Origin of the sequence: Microbacterium sp. CBA3102, from assembly GCF_007954505.1 — a bacterium.
Lineage (GTDB): Bacteria > Actinomycetota > Actinomycetes > Actinomycetales > Microbacteriaceae > Microbacterium > Microbacterium aurugineum.
In genome coordinates this window covers 2157218-2174706 of sequence record NZ_CP042412.1, presented here as the reverse complement: position 1 = coordinate 2174706, position 17489 = coordinate 2157218, and the positions used below count along the sequence as shown (strand labels likewise).

At 69.2% G+C, this 17489-nt stretch carries 13 protein-coding genes; 2 read left to right on the top strand and 11 right to left on the bottom strand.

Translation table 11 applies throughout. The features are described from left to right. Positions 1–407: 407 nt before the first annotated feature. Complete coding sequence (locus FGL91_RS10380) at positions 408–2270, bottom strand: phosphoenolpyruvate carboxykinase (GTP) (RefSeq protein WP_153243778.1); 1863 nt, start codon at positions 2268–2270, stop codon at positions 408–410. Between the two features lie 112 nt (positions 2271–2382). Here FGL91_RS10380 and FGL91_RS10375 point away from each other — a divergent pair, with 112 nt between their 5' ends. After that, on the top strand, positions 2383–3825 hold the full coding sequence (locus FGL91_RS10375; protein ID WP_047523168.1) for a helix-turn-helix transcriptional regulator: 1443 nt from the start codon (positions 2383–2385) through the stop codon (positions 3823–3825). Positions 3826–3852: 27 nt separating this feature from the next. Here FGL91_RS10375 and FGL91_RS10370 read toward each other — a convergent pair whose 3' ends face one another. Further along, positions 3853–4899: a winged helix DNA-binding domain-containing protein gene (locus FGL91_RS10370; RefSeq protein WP_153243777.1), complete on the bottom strand. Its 1047-nt coding sequence runs from the start codon at positions 4897–4899 to the stop codon at positions 3853–3855. 44 nt (positions 4900–4943) lie between these two features. After that, on the bottom strand, positions 4944–6392 hold the full coding sequence (locus tag FGL91_RS10365; protein WP_134353260.1) for a glyceraldehyde-3-phosphate dehydrogenase: 1449 nt from the start codon (positions 6390–6392) through the stop codon (positions 4944–4946). A 160-nt stretch (positions 6393–6552) separates the two neighbouring features. Here FGL91_RS10365 and FGL91_RS10360 point away from each other — a divergent pair, with 160 nt between their 5' ends. After that, positions 6553–7896 carry an amidohydrolase gene (locus FGL91_RS10360; protein WP_153243776.1) on the top strand — a complete coding sequence of 448 codons (1344 nt, stop codon included), beginning with the start codon at positions 6553–6555 and terminating at the stop codon, positions 7894–7896. 128 nt (positions 7897–8024) lie between these two features. Here FGL91_RS10360 and FGL91_RS10355 read toward each other — a convergent pair whose 3' ends face one another. From FGL91_RS10355 to FGL91_RS10320, 8 genes are all read right to left on the bottom strand, one after another. Further along, positions 8025–9014 carry a methyltransferase domain-containing protein gene (locus tag FGL91_RS10355; RefSeq protein WP_153243775.1) on the bottom strand — a complete coding sequence of 330 codons (990 nt, stop codon included), beginning with the start codon at positions 9012–9014 and terminating at the stop codon, positions 8025–8027. A gap of 72 nt (positions 9015–9086) precedes the next feature. Continuing rightward, entirely contained in the window at positions 9087–9785 is a 699-nt protein-coding gene (locus FGL91_RS10350) for an alpha/beta fold hydrolase (protein WP_153243774.1), read from the bottom strand. Between the two features lie 34 nt (positions 9786–9819). Further along, complete coding sequence (locus FGL91_RS10345) at positions 9820–10407, bottom strand: TetR/AcrR family transcriptional regulator (RefSeq protein WP_131494410.1); 588 nt, start codon at positions 10405–10407, stop codon at positions 9820–9822. Between the two features lie 47 nt (positions 10408–10454). Further along, complete coding sequence (locus FGL91_RS10340; protein WP_153243773.1) at positions 10455–11288, bottom strand: ATP-binding cassette domain-containing protein; 834 nt, start codon at positions 11286–11288, stop codon at positions 10455–10457. Beyond that, positions 11285–13120 carry a dipeptide/oligopeptide/nickel ABC transporter permease/ATP-binding protein gene (locus tag FGL91_RS10335; RefSeq protein WP_153243772.1) on the bottom strand — a complete coding sequence of 612 codons (1836 nt, stop codon included), beginning with the start codon at positions 13118–13120 and terminating at the stop codon, positions 11285–11287. Before FGL91_RS10335 ends, FGL91_RS10340 begins: the two co-directional genes overlap by 4 nt. Then, on the bottom strand, positions 13117–14058 hold the full coding sequence (locus tag FGL91_RS10330) for an ABC transporter permease (protein ID WP_153243771.1): 942 nt from the start codon (positions 14056–14058) through the stop codon (positions 13117–13119). The genes FGL91_RS10335 and FGL91_RS10330 overlap by 4 nt, the downstream gene beginning before the upstream one ends. 75 nt (positions 14059–14133) lie before the next feature. Further along, positions 14134–15663: an ABC transporter substrate-binding protein gene (locus FGL91_RS10325; RefSeq protein WP_227991489.1), complete on the bottom strand. Its 1530-nt coding sequence runs from the start codon at positions 15661–15663 to the stop codon at positions 14134–14136. 369 nt (positions 15664–16032) lie between these two features. Then, on the bottom strand, positions 16033–17373 hold the full coding sequence (locus tag FGL91_RS10320; protein ID WP_153243770.1) for an HNH endonuclease signature motif containing protein: 1341 nt from the start codon (positions 17371–17373) through the stop codon (positions 16033–16035). Positions 17374–17489 lie beyond the last annotated feature (116 nt).

Here is a 17489-nt window from a genome sequence, read left to right as displayed (position 1 = left end):
AAGCAGGAGGTGTGTCGACGAGCAGGAGGGGCGTCGACAAGCAGGCGGGTGGACGACACGAAGGCTGGCGCCGACACCCCCGCCCAGCGTCCACACCCCCGTCTCTTGGCGTCCCTGCGAAGGGGTGTCGACAAGCGGGAGGGGTGTCGACAAGCGGGCGGGGTGTCGACGAGCAGGAGGGGTGTCGACACGAAGGCTGGCGCCGACACCCCCGCCCAGCGTCCACGCCCCCGTCTCATGGCGTTCCTGCGGAGGGGTGTGGACGAACAGGAGGGGCGGACGACACGAAGGCGGGACGTCGGAGACCACTCAGCCATGGGTTCGTCTCTGATGTCCCGCCTTCGCGGGTCTGCAGGGCACGAGGCCCTGAGGGTGCCGGCTCCCCCGAACCGGCACCGGTCTGGGGGCTACGCCTTGTCGAGGCGGTAGCGGAGCGAGGCGAGTTCCGCGCGCAGCGCCGCGGGGACCTTGTCGCCGAAGGTGTCGTAGAACGCCTCCGTCAGGTCAGCCTCGGTCTTCCAGGCCTCGGCGTCGACGGAGAACAGCTCATCGAGGTCTGCGGCCGGGATGTCGAGGCCGGCGAGGTTGAGGTCCTCCACGCGCGGCAGGCGTCCGATCGGGCTGTCGACCGCCGGGACGTCGCCCGCGATGCGCCGGATGATCCAGTCCACGACGCGGGAGTTGTCGCCGAACCCGGGCCACAGGAAGCGGCCGTCCTCCCCGCGACGGAACCAGTTCACCTGGAAGATGCGCGGTGCGCGGTCGAAGCGCAGGCCACGGCCGACCTTCAGCCAGTGCCCGAAGTAGTCGGCCATGTTGTAGCCGCAGAACGGCAGCATCGCGAACGGGTCGCGGCGCAGCTCCCCGACCGTGCCCTCGGCGGCAGCGGTGCGCTCCGACGAGATGTTCGAGCCGAGGAAGACTCCGTGCGTCCAGTCGGTGGCCTCGACCACGAGCGGCACGTTGCTGGCGCTGCGTCCACCGAAGAGGATGACATCGAGCGGGACGGCCTCTTCCCAGTCCTCGGAGATCTGCGGGCACTGCGCCGCCGACACCGTGAAGCGGGAGTTCGGGTGCGCTGCGGGCCGGCCGGACTCGGGCGTCCAGTCGTTGCCCTCCCAGTCGATCAGGTTCGCGGGCGGCGCGTCGGTCAGGCCTTCCCACCACACATCCCCGTCGGGTCGGAGCGCGACGTTCGTGAAGATCGTGTTGCCCCACAGTGTCTCGACGGCTGTGACGTTGGTCGACTCACCGGTTCCGGGCGCGACCCCGAAGAAGCCGGCCTCGGGGTTGATCGCCCACATGCGACCGTCTTCTCCCGGACGGATCCAGGCGATGTCGTCGCCGAGCGTCTCGACCCGCCACCCGGGGATGGTGGGCCGCAGCATGGCGAGGTTCGTCTTGCCGCACGCCGAGGGGAATGCGGCAGCGACGTGGTACGCCTTGCCCTGCGGGTCGATCACACGGATCAGCAGCATGTGCTCGGCGAGCCATCCCTCGTCGCGGGCGATGACCGAGGCGATGCGCAGGGCGAAGCACTTCTTCGCCAGGATCGCGTTGCCGCCGTAGCCCGAGCCGTAGGAGTAGACCTCGAGCGTCTCGGGGAAGTGCACGATGTACTTGTCGTCGTTGCAGGGCCACTCGACATCCTGCTCGCCCGGAGCGAGGGGCGCACCGACGGAGTGCACGGTCTTGACCCACGGGGCGCCCTCGGCGATCTGACGGGTCACAGCGTCTCCGACGCGGGTCATGATGCCAATCGAGGCGACGGCGTAGGCGCTGTCGGTGATCTGGACGCCGATGTGCGAGAGGGGACCGCCGACGCGTCCCAGCGAGAACGGCACGACGTACATCGTGCGGCCGCGCATCGAGCCCGCGAAGATCTCGTTCATCTTCGCGTGCATCTCGGCCGGAGCGGCCCAGTTGTTCGTGGGACCGGCATCCTCCTCGCGCTCGGAGGCGATGAAGGTGCGTCCCTCGGTGCGTGCGACGTCGCTGGGGTGCGAACGCGCGAGGTAGGAGCCGGGACGCCACTCGGGGTTGAGCTTGATCAGCTTGCCCTCGTCGACGAGATCGCGCAGGAGTCGGTCGTTCTCGGCCCGCGAACCGTCGACCCAGTGCACGGCGTCGGGCTGGGTGAGCTCGCGGATCTCCTCGACCCAGGCGGCCAGCTCGGCCATGGCAGGGGTGTCATACGTCGGGGCCTCGCCGAACGTGCGCGTCGCGGCGACCGGAGACGTGCGGGGGGTGAAGACTTCGGCGATGGCCATGACGTGTGCTCCTTCGAAGTGTGGGGCGTTGCACCTATCTTCTTCCGATTCAGGCGCAACTTTCGGGCGAATCGAGCGATAAGAAATGCGATTCTTTCGCTACACTCAAGGAATGGCGTCCTCCGGCATCCACCTCACGACCCTCGGCCACCGCATCCGTCACCACCGGCTGGAGAACGGCTTCACTCTCGATGAGCTCGGCGCGCTCGTCGGTGTGGCCGGCTCGCAGCTGAGTCTGATCGAGAACGGCAAGCGCGAGCCGAAGCTGTCCCTCCTCCAGGCGATCGCGCAGGCCACGAGCACGGAGGTCACCGACCTGATCTCCGGCGAACCGCCGAACCGACGAGCGGCTCTCGAGATCGAGCTCGAGCGCGCACAGGAGAGCCCCGTCTTCCGACAGCTCGGCGTCGCTCCCGTGCGCGTGACCAAGGGCATGAGCGATGAGACGATCGAGTCGGTCCTCGGCCTGCACCGCGAGCTCGAGCGTCGCGAGCGTGAGGCGATCGCGACACCGGAAGAAGCGCGTCGTGCGAACACCGAGCTGCGGCTGCGGATGCGCGCGCAGAACAACTACCTCCCCGAGATCGAGAAGCTCGCCGAGAAGCACCTCAAGGCGGCCGGTCACGTCCAGGGCGCACTCACGCACCGCACCGTGAGCATCATGGCCGAGAAGCTCGGCTTCGAGCTGATCTACGCCAACGACCTCCCCCACTCCACCCGTTCGGTCACCGACCTCGAGAACGGACGGATCTACCTGCCGCCGGCTTCCATCCCCGGCGGCCACGGACTGCGCTCGATGGCTCTGCAGGCCATGGCGCACCGCCTGCTCGGACACACGCCGCCGACCGACTACGCCGACTTCCTCCAGCAGCGCCTGGAGATCAACTACTTCGCCGCGTGCTGCCTGATGCCCGAGACCGCCGCCGTGGCCTTCCTGCAGCAGGCCAAGAAGGACCGCAACCTCGCGGTCGAGGACTTCCGCGACGGCTTCGGCGTGACGCACGAGGCCGCGGGCATGCGCATGACCAACCTGCTGACCCAGCATCTCGGGATGGCGCTGCACTTCCTGCGCGTCGACTCCACCGGCGCGATCACCCGGGTCTACGAGAACGATGACCTGCCGTTGCCGATGGACGTGACCGGCGCGGTGGAGGGCCAGCGGGTGTGCCGCAAGTTCCAGGCACGCGCGGCGTTCACGCAGCAGAACCGCACGGTCGAGCACCACCAGTACACCGACACACCCTCCGGCACGTTCTGGTGCTCGACCCAGACCGGATCGTCGAGCGACGGCGAGTTCTCGGTGACCGTCGGAGTGCCGTTCGACGATGCCCGGTGGTGGCGCGGACGGGAGACCAACGACCGGGCCGTCTCCACCTGCCCGGACGAGTCGTGCTGCCGCCGCCCGTCGGCCGAGCTGAGCGAGCGCTGGAGCGGACGGGCGTGGCCGAGTGCACGCGTGCACACGCACATGTTCTCGCCACTCCCCCGCGGCGCCTTCCCCGGCGTGGACGACAACGAGGTGTACAGCTTCCTCGCACGGCACGCCGGAGAGTAGTCGCGACCGTCCTCGCGGCGAGGGGGATCAGTCGTCGAGGAACCGTGCGAATCGCCCCAGAGCGGCGGTCACCCCTGCGGGATCGGCCGGGTCCGCGAAGAACTCGGGAGGCGTGTCGCGCGTCGCGGTGGCGTGCGACCAGGTTCCGATCACGCGGCCCTGCTCGATGAGCGTCGCGCGCACCATCCCGTTCTTCCCCGGACCGACAGCAGCCAGATGCTCCGGGGCGCACACGTCCGTGCGGTCGGCGTAGGAGATGTAGTACTCGTCGAAGGCACCGAGCGCGTGGACGGCGGACGCATCCGTCATCCGTCGCGGTCGCCGGACAGCCGTGAACAGTCCCTCCTCGACCTCGACGACGCGCTCTGCCGCGCGTGCGGCGGCCTCGCGGGACTGCCCGAGCGTGAGTCCGGACCACCAGGAGAAGTCCGCGACGCCCGCCGGACCGTGGCCGTCGATGTAGCGCACGAACAGCTCCGCGAGTGGGTCGTCGGGGCGCGCCGGGTCGGGGATGTGGTCCTCGACGAGGACGAACCGCTGCTCCCGCGTCACGCCGGCGCGCCGGGAGACGGGTCCCTGGCAGATGAGTCCGTCGATCGTGAGGGTGAAGAGCAGGTGGATCCCCCGTTGCCCCGCGGGGTCGATGCCGATTCCCTCGAGGATCTCGAAGAGCTCGGCGCGGGTGCGGCCGCCGTCGCGCAGCGCCGGTGTCACGGCCCGCACGACCGCGGCGATCATGTCGTCGTCGATGCCGAGCTGTCGATGACGCGTCGCCGCCTGCTGGCGCTGCCGCGCGGCCGTGACCTCCAGCACCCAGCCGAGGTCACGCGCCGGAACCGTGTGCAGCGTGCCGCGCATGGTCCAGCCCCGCACGAGGTCACCGCGGTCGAAGGCGCGATCGACGTCGCGCAGGGTCACGTCTCCCCGGGTGCGCACTGCGAGGGCCCATCGGCCGGCGGTGAAGTCCTGACTCTGTACGGCCAGCATGTGGTGCGCGGCATCGGAGACCGTGGGCGTCGGCGCGGTGAGGCGATGCGAGCGGAGGCGCTCGGCGAGCAGGGTCGCGGACTTCATGACCCCATCATGCCGGGCGCCTCCGACGCCGCGCACGAGCGACGTCAGCCCTGCAGCGTCACCTCACGGCGCTCCGGGAGCACGATCGGGTGCGAGCCCGCCATGACCTCGAGCACGCGGATCACCTGGCAGGAGTAGCCGAACTCGTTGTCGTACCAGACGTAGAGGATGAGGGTGTCCTCGTCGGCGATCGTGGCGAGTCCGTCGACGATGCCGGCCCGGTGCGACCCGACGAAGTCGGTGGAGACCACGTCGGGGCTCTCGACGTAGTCGATCTGCTGACGCAGCTTCGAGTGCAGGGAGACGCGGCGCAGGTAGTCGTTGACCTGGTCCTTGGTCGCCGGACGCTCGATCGTCAGGTGTAGCACCGCGAGCGAGACATCGGGGGTGGGGACGCGGATCGAGCTGCCCGTGAGCTTTCCCTCGAGCTGCGGGAGCGCCTTCGCGACGGCCTTCGCCGCACCGGTCTCGGTGATGACCATGTTGAGCACCGCCGAACGCCCGCGACGATCACCCTTGTGGAAGTTGTCGATCAGGTTCTGGTCGTTCGTGAACGAGTGCACCGTCTCGACGTGTCCCTTGACGACGCCGTAGGCCTCGTCGATCGCCGCGAGCACCGGTGTGATGGCGTTCGTCGTGCACGAGGCCGCGGAGACGATGCGGTCGGAGTCGGTGATGGTGTCGTCGTTGATCCCGTGCACGATGTTCTTGAGCGGGCTCTTGCCCGGAGCGGTGAGCAGTACCCGGGCGACCCCCTTCGACCGCAGATGCTGCGAGAGCCCCGCCTCGTCACGCCAGCGGCCCGTGTTATCGACCACGATGGCGTCGTCGATCCCGTGGGCGGTGTAGTCGATGGTGGCGGGGTCGTCGGAGTAGATCACCTGGATGCGGGTGCCGTTCGCGATGATCTGCTCGGCCTCCTCGTCGACCGTGACGGATCCGGCGAAGCGGCCGTGCACGGAATCGCGCAGCAGCAGCGATGCCCGCTTGACGAGGTCGTTCTCGGAGCCGCGCCGCACCACGATCGCGCGCAGCCGCAGTCCGCTGCCGCCACCGGTGTGGGCGATGAGGATGCGGGCCAGCAGACGGCCGATGCGTCCGAAGCCGTAGAGCACGACGTCGGTGGGTTCGGCGGCGACGGCACCCATCGCGGGTGCCAGCACGTCGGCGAGGTAGGTCTCCAAGGACTCGCCGCTGGAGGCATGCCCGGCCACGAGACGGGCGACATCGAGCGAGGAGGCGCCGGGCGCGAGCGCGTGGATCGCTTCCAGCACGGCCAGGCTGTCTTCGATCGGGAGGCGCTCGTGTCCGAGCTGGGCCACGCGCTCGTGCACCTCGACGAGCCCGGTCGCCGACAGGCCGAGCAGGCGGTGCCCGTGGAGGGAGGTGACCACGTCGTGCTCACGTCGAAGCGCCCCGATGAGCGGGATCATCCGCTCCGCCAGTTCTTCGCTCGCCGTCCAGTCTTCGCGGTGTGCCGCGGAATCGTTCATCTGCGTCCTTGCATGTGTGAGCGCGCACCGAGGTCACCGGCGCGCGGGTTGCCGGGTGATCGGGGGATGGCTCCAGCGTACAAGCCCCGGAACCGCGCGCCGAATCCAGGTCTTCCCGGTCGCACCGCGGGTCCCGTTTTACGTCTACACTGGTGGAATAATGAGTGAGACACTGCCCGGCGACGACGCCGACCTGATCATCCGCGGCGGCCGCATCCACACCCTCGACGGGACGGACTCCATCGCCCACACCCTCGCCGTGCGAAACGGCGTGATCGTCGCGGTCGACGAAGCCGTCGCACCGCTCCGAGCGCGCACCACCCTCGAACTCGACGGGCGCACCGCGATCCCCGGCATCAACGACGCCCATCTGCACGCCGCCTGGCTCGGCGCGCGCTGGCCGCACCTGTTCTTCTCCGACACGTCATCCGCAGAGCAGCCGTCCGGGCGTCTCGTATCGAGCCGGGAAGAGCGGCGCACCGCCCTTCTCCGCGCATGGAGCCTCCTCGCCGAACGCGGCATCACGAGCTACACCGAGCCCGGGATCGGCCCGGGAGAGGACGCCGGCGAGACCGGCTGCTTCGGCACGGCCATGCTCGACACCTACGGCGAGCTGCACCGCGAAGGCGCCCAGACCTCGCGCGTGACCCTGCTTCGGCTGTTCGGCACGATCGACGGCGAGAGCACACTGGAGGACTTCGAGCGCGGCATCCGCACCCCGGCGCCGACACACGACCCCCGGTGGCTCGCGATCCCCGGGGTCAAGATCTTCGCCGACGGCATCCCTCCGATGGCCACCGCCTGGGTCGAGGAGCCCTACACGGACGGCAGCACCGGCGCCCTGCTCACGCGGGGCGGGGATGATCCGCTCTCCGCGTTCCAGCGGATGGTGGAGCTCGCCGCCTCCCGCGGCATGCAGATCGCCGTGCACGCGACCGGCGACCGATCGATCTCGGAGTTCCTCGCCGTCCTGGAACGCCTCCCCGACGCGCCCCGGCCGCCCGCACCCCACTACGTCGTCCACGGAGACCTGGCCACGCCCGAGCAGATCGCCCGGATGGGAAGGGTCGACGCCGGATTCGCCGTGCAACCGTTGATCGCCACGCACACGCACTCCTGGGCGGCGCTCCAGCTCGGCGAAGCACGCCTCGCCACCGCCTGGCCCCTGGCGGCGATGCTCACCTCCGGAACACTCACGACGGTGACGAGCGACTCGCCGATCGCGAGCCCGGACTGGCGGCTCGGCCTCGACGCCTCGCTCGGCCTGCTCGGCGACGCCGGCGTCGCCGATGACGCACGGTCGCGCCGCCGCCTGCTGCGTTCGATGACGGTGGATGCCGCGCGACAGGACGGCGCGTCCGCCTGGAAGGGAACGCTCGAGATCGGGAAGGTCGCCGATCTGACGATCCTCGATGAGGATCCCCTGACTCCCGGGCGTCCGTTCTCCTCCCTCGAGGTCGAGCGCACGATGGTCGACGGCCGCACGGTGTTCACCCGCGAGTGAGCTCTCGCACGACCGAACGCGGGTGCGCACGGAAACGGCGGGCGGCATGTTCACGCATGCCGCCCGCCTCTGATCCCCCTCGGACCAGTCCATGACCCCGGCGCCGGTCCCCCGACGCCGGGGTGGCCTCACACCGCGGTCGCCACGAGCACCCGGGGACTCCCCGGCAGAGCGACCTTCTCGCGCACCTCCCAGCCGGCATCGCTCAGCCAGCCGCGCACCTGGGCCTCCGGATACACGACGGTTCCGTCGATGACGAGGTACTCCCCCGCATGCAGCGCGTCGATCCCGCGCTGCGCCGGATCGTCGTCGAGGAAGAAGTCGAGCACGGTCAGGGTCGCCCCCGGCGCCGCCGCCGCTCGCAGATTGCGGAAGATCCGGGCGTTCTCCTCGGCGCCGAAGCGGTGGATGACGTGGTTCGCGAAGATCGCGTCGTAGGCGCCCTCCGGCGCCGCGGTCGCGGTGTCGGCGACCTCCACCACGGCACGATCGGCGACCCCGGCCGCCTCGACGGCCTCGGCGATCCCGTCTTCGAAGCCGGGCGCGTACAGGAACGTCGTCCGCAGCTCGGGATTGCGCGCCATCACCGACAGCGCGAAGTCGGCCGAGAGGCCGCCGAAGTCGAGCGCGTGGGTGGCACCGGAGAGGTCGAGGTGACGGCCGAACTCCTGCGCGTGCAGGCGGTTGTACGTCATCACCCCCGCCATGAACGTCGCCCAGCGGGCGTCGTCCATCTGCAGATCGCCGGGCTCGGTGGTGTCGACCGTGTGCGCGAACTGGAGCCAGTGCGGGTAGCTGATCTCATCGAGGAACGTCAGGAAGGGGGCGAGGTCGATCGCGGCATCGGCGCCGGTCAGATACGCGGCGGCGTCCGGGGCGACGACGTACCGCCCGTCCGTACGCACCAGGAGGCCCTTGGCCGCCATCGCATCGGCGAGCAGACGGGCGATGCGCTCGCTCACCCCGCACGTCTCGGCGATCGCCGCCACCGTGTCCGCTCCGCCGTCGACGGCACGGAAGAGGCCGATGCGGCTGGCGTGGAAGAGCTGCTTGGACGCCATGTACCCCGTGGCGATGTCGAGGATCCGTGCCGCATCCGCGGTGGGCGTGTCGGTCATGTGTGGGCCTTTCCCTATATTTCTACGATTGTTGGAATTAAACGGCAGAGGTGTTCCCGTCGCGGTTGCGGCTCAGTCCGCCAGGAAGTCCCGCACGGCAGCACGGAACTCCGCCGTGTGCAGGGCCGAGAGGTGATCGCCGGGGACGCGCCGCACACGGGCGCTCGGGAGCATCCGCGCGAGGTCGTCGATCCCGGCCGCCATCGGATCGTCGGTGCCGCCCAGCAGCAGCACGGGCACGGCGATTCCCTCGGCCCGTGGCACGAACGGCTCTGCGGCGAGGCCCTCGATCAGGTCGATCAGATCGTGCGAACGGTTGCCGGACGACGACGCCATGTGCACGATCATGCCCGTGAGGGGATCCGTCGGCATGGCGCCACCGTCGACCGCGGCGCGCGCGGCCGCGAAGTCGACCTGCGCGAACGGCTCCCCCGCGCTGAGACCGCCGAGCACCAGGCGGTGCACGGAGACGCGCGGATGCGCCGCCAGATCCCACGCGAGGCGAGCCCCGAGTGAGTATCCGACCAGGTCGATCTCGTCGCTGCCGACGGCCGAGGCGAGTGCGTCCAGCACTGCGGTCGTGGGCGCCGTGCCGAGTGCCGGGCTCTCACCGTGCGCCGGGAGGTCGACCACCAGGCGGGGACGGTCGCCGACGACGCCGGCCCACTCGTGATCCGGCCAGTCCTGCGCTCCGCGCGACGCGAGGCCGTGCAGGAACACGACCGGACGCCCGGTGCCCTGGTGGAGCTCGATGAACAGGGATGAGGTCATGACGCGCCGTCCTCTCGGACCCGGCGCGCCGTGCTCAGCGCAGGCGTGCCAGGAACTGGTCGATGTAGGTCTCGTAGTCGGCGATCCGCTCGCCGTCGGGGTACATGAGGTTGATGACGGTCGCACCGACCGCCGCCGAGATGTACTCGTTCGCGAGCGGACCGTAGTCCTGATCGCGGATCGACCCCTCGTCCCGCGCGGCCTCCATCCGCTCGATGAGAGAAGCACGCCAGGACGCCAGGTGTCCGCGATACAGCTCGGCCAGCGACTCGTTCGCCATGGCGTACTCCCACAGCGCGAGCAGCACCCGCCCCGCGGCGATCTGCTCCTGATCGCGAGGGATCGTCGCCTGCAGGAACCCCCGCAGCGCGGCATCCGCGGACGTCGGCTCCTCGCCGGCGGCCTGCACGCCCTCGGACATCTGCTGGAGTATCGTCTCGAACGTCGCCGCGACGATGCTCTCCTTGCCCGGGAAGTAGTGCTTCAGCGCACCGTTCGCGAAGCCGGCCTCCGCCGCGATGCTGCGCATGGTCGCGGCCTCGAAGCCACCCTTCAAGATGATGCTCTTGGCGACCTCGACGATGTCCCGTCGACGCTGGTCGTGATCGATGATCTTCGGCATGAGGTCCTTCCGGCCGATTCCGAGGCATGGAGTGATCGGGCCTGGAGCTACCGTACCGCCGCATCGCGCACCTCCCGCAGAGCGAGCCACTGGGCACGTCGCTGACGCTGCGCGACCGGGTCGGCGACGGGCGAGGCGAGGCGCAGCCGCTCGGAGTACGGATGCTGCGGGGCACGGGTGACCTGCTCCCCCTCGCCGACCTCGACGAGCTCTCCGCGGTACATGACCGCCACGCGGTGACAGACGCGGCGCACGACTCCGAGGTCATGAGAGACGAAGAGGTAGGCCACGCCGGTGTCGCGCTGCAGCTCGATGAACAGATCGAGGATCGTCGCCTGCGTGGTGAGGTCGAGGGCGCTGACGGGCTCGTCGCACACGATGAGGCGCGGTCCGCGGACGAGGGCTCGGGCGATCGCGATGCGCTGACGCTGGCCGCCGGAGAACTCGCTCGGGTAGCGATCCATGGCCGATTCGGGCAGGCGCACGCGGTCGAGCATCTCGCGCACCTTCGACTCGGCGGCTCTCGTGCCGATACCGGTGGTGAGCAGCGGTTCGGCGAGGATGTCGCCGATCGTCATCGCGGGGTTGAGCGATCCGTACGGGTCTTGGAAGACGACCTGTACGTCATCGGCGAGCGCACGCCGGGCACGGCCGCCGAGCCTGCTGATCTCCTTGCCGTCGAAGCGGATGCTCCCACCCGTGACGGGTGCGAGGCCGAGGATCGCCTTGCCGAGCGTCGACTTCCCCGAGCCGGATTCTCCGACGAGGCCCAGGCACTCGCCCGGCGCGATGTCGAGGGAGACGCCGTGCAGTGCGCGGAAGGCGTGTCGGCCACGGCCGTACTCCACGACCAGGTCGTCGACTTCGAGCAGGGCGCTCATGCGGTCACCTCCGTTCCGGTGCGGTCGAGTTCGGCGCGCCCCTCCGCATCGTCCAGGGACGCGGCGATCAGTTCACGTGTGTATTCCTCGGCGGGTGACGCGAACAGCGAGTCGACCGGTCCTGTCTCGACGACGTCACCGCCGCGCATCACGATCACCCGGTCGCAGATGTCGGCCACGACGCCGAAGTTGTGGGTCACGATCAGCAGGGCCATACCGTATTCGGCCTGCAGCTCTCGCAGGAGCTCGAGCACCTCGGCCTGCACCGTGACGTCGAGCGCCGTGGTCGGCTCGTCGGCCACGAGCAGAGACGGCTTGCCCGCGATCGCGCCGGCGATGAGCACGCGCTGCGCCATACCGCCCGAGACCTGGTGGGGGTAGCTGCGCATGACACGGTCGGGGTCAGTGAGGCCGACGCGCACGAGCATCGCACGCGCCCGCTCCCTGGCCTCCGCCTTGCGGAGCCCGTGGGTGCGGCGCAGCGGCTCGATGAGCTGGTGGCCGATCGTGTACGACGGGTCGAGGTTGCTCATCGGTTCCTGGGGCACGTAGCCGATCTCACGTCCGAGCAGAGCGTGTCGCTGCTTCGGCGTCGCTCTCGTCACGTCGGCCCCGCCCACCCAGATGGCGTCGGCGGTCGCGCGCCCGCTGGACGGCAGCAGGTCGAGCACCGAGAACACGGTCTGCGACTTGCCGGAACCCGACTCGCCCACGATGCCGACGACCTCACCTGGTGCCACGTCGAGGGTGACGCCGTGCACGACCTCGGTCTCGCCGGTCGGGGTGGCGTGCACGACCCGCAGGTTCTCGACGCGCAGCGCGGACTCCTCTGCGGTGTGCTGCGCGCTTCCGGTCGCGGGGGCGAGCGCCGTCGCGGTCCCGGCGGTGATACCGGCAACCGTGCCTGCACCGGTACCGGCAGCGGTGCCGGCGGCGGTGCCGGACCGGCGGGCAACGCGCGGCGTGCGCACCTGCACCAGCTCGGCGAGCGTGGATCCCATGATCGCGAGCACCGCGATCGTGAGCCCGAGGGCGGCCGACGGCCACAGCAGCATGAGCGGGTAGGTGAGCATCAAGCGGAAGCCCTCGAGCATCATCGCGCCCCAGCTGGGCACGTTGGAGTCGCCGATGCCGAGGAACTGGAGGCCGGCCTGCATACCCATCGCGATGCCGGCGGTGAGGGCCGTCTGGATGATGACCGGCGGATACACGGCCTTGATGACGTGGCGGAAGATGATGCGCCCGTCGGACAGGCCCGACACGCGAGCGGCGTCGATGTAGGGTTCGCTGCGCACGGCCAGGGTCTGAGAGCGCGCGATGCGGAAGTAGCCGGGAACCATGAACACACCGACGGTGGCCATGAGCAGTTCGAAGTTGTTGCGGCTGCCCGCGGCGACCACGAGCAGGATGATCATTCCGGGGATCGACTGGAGAGCATCGCTGATCCAGGTGGCGATGCGGTCGAACGTGCCGCCGAAGTAGCCGGCCGCGACGCCGGACGGCACACCGATCACGAGCGCGGTGACGATCGTGATGAGCGCGCCCCACAGGGTCGTGCGCGTGCCGTAGATGAGTCGGCTCAGGATGTCCCGGCCGGTCGAGTCGCCGCCCAGGAGGTGCTCGGGCCCGGGAGGCGCCTTGGCCGCGGCGAGGTCGACGAAGTTCGGGTCCATCGGCGCGAGCAGGGGTGCGAAGACCCCGACGAGCACGATGAGCAGGAAGATCGCCAGCGGGATGTATCCGCCGGGGTGACGGAGGAAGCGTCGAAAGAGGCTCGAGCGTCGCTTCTGCGCCGCTCGGTCGAAGGCGACCCGGATGTCTGTGGTGGTCATGCGACGCGCACCTTCGGGTTGATCCAGCCGAGCACGAGGTCGAGCAGGAGGTTGACGAGGACGACGAAGACGATCGAGATGACCGTGATGCCGAGGAGCATCGGGATATCGCCGTTCTGCGAGGACTGGTTGGTGAGCTGTCCGAGACCGGGGAGGCTGAAGATCTGCTCGACCACGATCGCGCCGGACAGCAGCCCCACGAACATCAGGGCGATGACGGTGAGGGCGGCGGGCGAGGCGTTGCGGAGGATGTGCAGGTTGACCCGGGTGGCGGAGAGGCCCCGACTGCGAAGCGTGCGCACCCAGTCCTGGCGGCTCTGCGCGATCACGGCGTTGCGCAGCTGCTCGGCGACGGCAACGATGCCGCCGAGGGCGAGCGAGATCGCCGGGAGGGTGATGGAGCGCAGCCATCCGTCCACGGATTGCGTCGGCGGCACGTAGCCGACGGCCGGGAACCACTTCAGCTGCACCGCGAGCCACATCACGAGCACGAGGCTCACCCAGAAGCCGGGGAGAGCGAAGAGCACGACCGAGATGCCCTTGATGATGCGGTCGAACCAGGTGCCGGGGCGGAGTCCGGTGATCATCCCGAACGTGACGCCGACGACCGCGGTGATCAGCGTCGCGAACGTCACCACCGACAGGGTCACGGGGACCTTGATCGCGAGCTGTGCGCTGACGGGCTGGAAGTTGCGCCAGGAGACGCCGAAGTCGAGCAGAACCGCGTGCGAGAGCCAGTCCCAGAACTGCACGAGGAGCGGACGGTCGAGGCCGATCTTCTCGGCGAGCGCCGCCTGCTGAGCCGGACTCGCCGTGGTGCCCAGAAGCGAGGCCGTCGGGTCGCTGATGGCGAGATGGGCCAGGAAGAAGGTGCCGATCGAGACCGCGACGAGCAGGAGGATGCCGGACAGCACCCGCTTCGCCGTGAACAGGAACATGGGGGCCTCTCGGAGGATGGGGTCGGAGGGGGAAGGTTGCCGGGGCGGCCGGTGTCGCGGCCGCCCCGGCGGGCGTCAGCCCTGGGTGATGTAGCGGAGCGTCGGGAACATCATGCCCACGACGGGCTGCAGCTGGATGCCGGGCGCCGTGTAGTAGATGTTGTTCGCCTGGTACCAGACCGACCACCATGCCTGGTCGACGAGAGCCTTGTTGAGCTCCTTGACGGCGTCGGTCTGCGCGTCGCCGCGCTCGGTCTGCACCTTCTCGACGAGAGGAGCGATGACCTCGTTCTCCGCATAGTCGGGCGCGGGGTTGAACCACTGCACGCTGGTCACCTGGCGGGCGACGGTGGCGACGTCGTTGCCGTCCATCGCGAGGAACGAGATGAACATCGGGTAGTTCGGCGCGTTCAACTGGTAGTCGGGCATCTGCATGTTGTCCCAGGTGACCTTCACGCCGAGCTCGTTGAGCGCCTGCTCGGCCGAGGGCTTCCACATCTCGAAGATGGGAGACATCGGCATCGAGATCTCGAAGCCGTCGGGGTAGCCGGCGTCCGCCAGCAATTGCTTGGCCTTGTCCATGTTGTAGGCGTAAGTGTCGTTGAGCGACGGATCGTTGATGGGGCCGCCGTCGGGGAACACCTGGTTGGTGGCGACGCCCGCTCCGCTGCCGACCGCGGCGAGGACCGCCGCTCCGTCGAACGCGTAGTTCAGCGCCTGCCGCACCTCGAGCTTGCCGAGCGGCTCGCTCTTCACGCCGGTGTGGTCGGTGATGACGAGGCCCGCCCATCCCGAAACGCGTTCGGCGGTGTTCCACCCCTGCTGCTTCGCCTGCTCGAGGTTGGCGACATCGCCGTACTGCACGTTGATCTGGCCGCTGAGCATGGCGTTGTGACGGGCGGTGGCATCGGTGATCGGGAAGATCGCGAGCTCGGAGAAGGGATACGCGTCGGCGTCCCAGTGGTCGGCGGTCTTGGTGAAGTGGTACTCGGCACCGGCGACGCTCGTCGCGCTGTCGAGGACGTAGGGGCCGGAGCCGATGGGCTCGCTGCCCAGCGTGCCCGCTTCGATGGCGGCCGGGGAGGCGACGTAGCTGCGTCCGAGACCCATGAAGTAGAGGATCGTGTCGTCGCGCTGCGTGAGGGCGATGCGGACGGTGTCGTCGTCGACCTTCTCGAAGGAGGCGACGTTGACGTAGGCCTCACCCGAGCGGGCACCCGCCTTGAGGTACTCGAGGCTCGTGATCACGGCGTCGACATCGACCGGGGTGCCGTCGCTGAACACGGCGTCGGTGCGGATGTCGAGGTCGATGCTGAGGTCGTCGTCGGCGACGGTCCACTCGGTGGCTAGTGAGGGGATCGGTTCGCCGTCGGCGTCGAGGGCGATCAGAGCGTCGTACACGGCGGAGAGATACGGGCCGTCGAAGCCGATGTCGGCGAGCGAGGGATCCCACGACGTGACGTCGAGGAAGTTCCCGATGTTGAGGGCGTCGGGGCTGTCGACCCCGCTGCCGTCGGACGGCGAGGGCGAGGCGCCGCCGCTGCAGCTGGTGAGGGCGAGCGTCACGGCGACAGCCGCGGCGAGCGCGAGGGGCATTCGTTTCATGATTCCTTCTCTCGGGTGCAGGGGGTGGTGAAGAAGGGTCGAGGTGCCGCTGATCGGAAGCCGGGTCCGACGTCACTTCGATGTGTCGTGCTGGTTAGTCTACATGCGTGGAAAAAGAGCGCAAGGGCGATTCTCCCCCGCGGTGTGCCGGACCATGCCCGGGGGCGCACCGGGCTTGACCGAGCGCGCAGGCATGAGCGCGTGGGCTTGAGTAGACCAGCACATCCCGAGCCGCACACGCAGGCAGCGGTATCAGGCGTCGATGTCAGGCAGCGGCATCAGGCGTCGATGTCAGCCGTCGATGTCAGGCACCGGCATCAGACGTCGATGTCAGCCGTCGATGCCAGGCACCGATGTCAGGCGGCGAGGTCAGGCGGCGATGTCGAAGCGCGCTCGACCGCCGAGGCGCGGGCTGCGCGCAGGGTCGACCGAGGCGGGAGGGACGAACCACACCCGCCCCACCGGACCACCCCCATCGATACGGATGTCCCACCCGTTGTCATGCACTCGGTGGTGGCAGGTCTCGCACAGCAGCACGCCGTTCGACAGATCCGTCGGCCCCCGATCTCGCCTCCACCAGCGAATGTGATGCGCTTTCGTCATCTCCGGCGGCAACCCGCACATCGCGCACCCACCGTCCCGCTCCACCAGCGCCAACCGTTGCGATCGCGTGAACAAGCGCTTCTCGCGCCCCCAGTCGAGCACTTCACTCGCGGCGCCGAGCACACACGGAATCACACCCCCGCCGGCGGCCATCCGTCGCGCGGCTCCGATGCTGATCGGCTGCTCGACCCCGTCGATCTCCGCAGAGCCGGTGCCGGCCTCGAGATCATCGAGGCTCATTCTCACCACGATCGTCGCTCCTGCCAGCGGCACCCTCGCTTCGCACCCGAGCACGTGGGCGGCGAACACAGCGAGCGCATCAGCCTGCAGCATCGGCACGGTGCGACGGTCGGCGTCGGGCGCGTCGGGAGCGGCCGCATCCTTCCGAGCGGCGAACGCGGCCGTCACGTAGCCACGGATCGCCGTCATGACAGGGGCAGCCGTCTCGGCATCGAGGACCGCGTTCAGATGCACCATCCCCTCACGCTCGTGGATGGTGAGTGATCGACGGGAACGCTGCTCCTCGAGTCGCGGCTCCACCCCATCCGGGTCCAGCCACGCCTCCGCCCGCACCACCAGCTTCCGCACATCGTCCAGCGCGAGCCCGCACGCTTTCTCCACCAGCACACGCTCTGCCTCGGCGACGCGCGTCAGGCCCACCGCGACGCGACATCTATCGAGCAATGAAATGATCACCGCCGCCGACTGAGCGCTCAGCGTTCCCGCGCCGAGCGCCTCCCGCACGACCGGGTATCTCGCCGGCAGCGGCGCCCCCAGGAGGTCTGCACGCGGGGCAACGGCCTCTCCCACCTTCACGAGCCGGGTCGCATCACCGCGTGACACACCCACAGTCGCCGCGATCAACGTCGCCGGATTGCGGAACCCCTGCTGCTTCGCGAGACTCTCGGCACCGAGTTCGGGGCGGGACTCGCGAGAGATGCACGCGGCCACCTCGACGTGCACGGCATCCAGCCGGCGCTGGAGCACCCCGAGCGACGCGCTGACCGCGATGAGCTGCTCTCGCGACAACTCACCCGAGTCGTCGGCATCAGCCCACGCCGCGTCGAGACGGGACATCGCCTCATGCAACACGGCCAACTTCGACATACCCAGATTCTATCGAAGAATCGCCTGACTTTCGTAGATTTGTTCGAATGAATGCCAGCATTTCGCAGACCACCCAGGGTCCTTCAGGCAATCCCAGAGCCACCCCCGCCCCGTCA